This is a genomic window from Alistipes sp. AM16-43, assembly GCF_003435745.1.
Taxonomy (GTDB): Bacteria; Bacteroidota; Bacteroidia; order Bacteroidales; family Rikenellaceae; genus Alistipes; species Alistipes onderdonkii.
Genome location: NZ_QTUQ01000016.1, coordinates 3,606 through 5,251, shown reverse-complemented (window position 1 = coordinate 5,251; position 1,646 = coordinate 3,606). Strand labels below are relative to the sequence as shown.

General features: G+C 51.9%; 1 rRNA gene. It reads left to right on the top strand.

Annotation, left to right across the window (positions count from 1 at the left end):
• The first annotated feature begins 7 nt into the window (after positions 1-7).
• Positions 8-1,531, top strand: a 16S ribosomal RNA gene (locus DW189_RS14035).
• Positions 1,532-1,646 lie beyond the last annotated feature (115 nt).

The following is a 1,646-nucleotide window of genomic DNA, read 5'->3' as shown; positions in this document are numbered from 1 at the left end:
ATTTTATACAATGGAGAGTTTGATCCTGGCTCAGGATGAACGCTAGCGGCAGGCCTAACACATGCAAGTCGAGGGGCATCACGAGGTAGCAATACTTTGGTGGCGACCGGCGCACGGGTGCGTAACGCGTATGTAACCTACCTATAACAGGGGCATAACACTGAGAAATTGGTACTAATTCCCCATAATATTCGGAGAGGCATCTCTCCGGGTTGAAAACTCCGGTGGTTATAGATGGACATGCGTTGTATTAGCTAGTTGGTGAGGTAACGGCTCACCAAGGCAACGATACATAGGGGGACTGAGAGGTTAACCCCCCACACTGGTACTGAGACACGGACCAGACTCCTACGGGAGGCAGCAGTGAGGAATATTGGTCAATGGACGCAAGTCTGAACCAGCCATGCCGCGTGCAGGAAGACGGCTCTATGAGTTGTAAACTGCTTTTGTACGAGGGTAAACTCACCTACGTGTAGGTGACTGAAAGTATCGTACGAATAAGGATCGGCTAACTCCGTGCCAGCAGCCGCGGTAATACGGAGGATTCAAGCGTTATCCGGATTTATTGGGTTTAAAGGGTGCGTAGGCGGTTTGATAAGTTAGAGGTGAAATCCCGGGGCTTAACTCCGGAACTGCCTCTAATACTGTTAGACTAGAGAGTAGTTGCGGTAGGCGGAATGTATGGTGTAGCGGTGAAATGCTTAGAGATCATACAGAACACCGATTGCGAAGGCAGCTTACCAAACTATATCTGACGTTGAGGCACGAAAGCGTGGGGAGCAAACAGGATTAGATACCCTGGTAGTCCACGCAGTAAACGATGATAACTCGTTGTCGGCGATACACAGTCGGTGACTAAGCGAAAGCGATAAGTTATCCACCTGGGGAGTACGTTCGCAAGAATGAAACTCAAAGGAATTGACGGGGGCCCGCACAAGCGGAGGAACATGTGGTTTAATTCGATGATACGCGAGGAACCTTACCCGGGCTTGAAAGTTACTGACGATTCTGGAAACAGGATTTCCCTTCGGGGCAGGAAACTAGGTGCTGCATGGTTGTCGTCAGCTCGTGCCGTGAGGTGTCGGGTTAAGTCCCATAACGAGCGCAACCCCTACCGTTAGTTGCCATCAGGTCAAGCTGGGCACTCTGGCGGGACTGCCGGTGTAAGCCGAGAGGAAGGTGGGGATGACGTCAAATCAGCACGGCCCTTACGTCCGGGGCTACACACGTGTTACAATGGTAGGTACAGAGGGTCGCTACTCCGTGAGGAGATGCCAATCTCGAAAGCCTATCTCAGTTCGGATTGGAGGCTGAAACCCGCCTCCATGAAGTTGGATTCGCTAGTAATCGCGCATCAGCCATGGCGCGGTGAATACGTTCCCGGGCCTTGTACACACCGCCCGTCAAGCCATGGAAGCTGGGGGTGCCTGAAGTTCGTGACCGCAAGGAGCGACCTAGGGCAAAACCGGTAACTGGGGCTAAGTCGTAACAAGGTAGCCGTACCGGAAGGTGCGGCTGGAACACCTCCTTTCTGGAGCCTTGTTTCAAAGGTAATTTAGCTGCTCACTTCAAAGAAACGTCACAACAGCACCGCTTTAGGCGTAGGTTCGAACCGAGTGCTGTTCACTGCAAATGAAAATTTGCGA